Here is a 357-nt window from a genome sequence, read left to right as displayed (position 1 = left end):
CTTGAAGATCGAAACGTAGTTTTATACCCTTTTTTTCCAATGCCTCTTTCTTTTGTAAAGCATTATTCTCAACCGCATTTTTACTGCTACTAATAGCTGCACTAGCATCGCCAATATTACCACCTCCGGCAGCTACGGCAAGGCCGGAGGCTAGTTGAGATAGTGCACTTATGGTTTCTTTTTCCTCTTCGGTTAAATCTTTGACTTCTTTTCCATACAGTTGTTTCCGGATGATATCTGCCGCTATTTCTCCGACCACAGCACCAGCTCCACCGGCAAGTCCTGAATTACCTTGTAGTTCCGCAACCACTGCGCCGAGTATGGAATGCGCAATTAACCTTGCAGCTTCATTATCGC

The 357-nt window shown here is 44.8% G+C and carries 1 protein-coding gene; it reads right to left on the bottom strand.

From position 1 onward, the window contains the following. Nucleotides 1-357: VENN motif pre-toxin domain-containing protein (locus H3T80_RS12090; RefSeq protein ID WP_198201849.1), on the bottom strand; the 357-nt coding region annotated here is incomplete at both ends.

It is taken from the genome of Gilliamella sp. W8145, from assembly GCF_016101145.1.
GTDB classification, from domain to species: Bacteria; Pseudomonadota; Gammaproteobacteria; order Enterobacterales; family Orbaceae; genus Gilliamella; species Gilliamella apis_A.
This window is presented reverse-complemented; position numbering and strand designations above follow the sequence as displayed.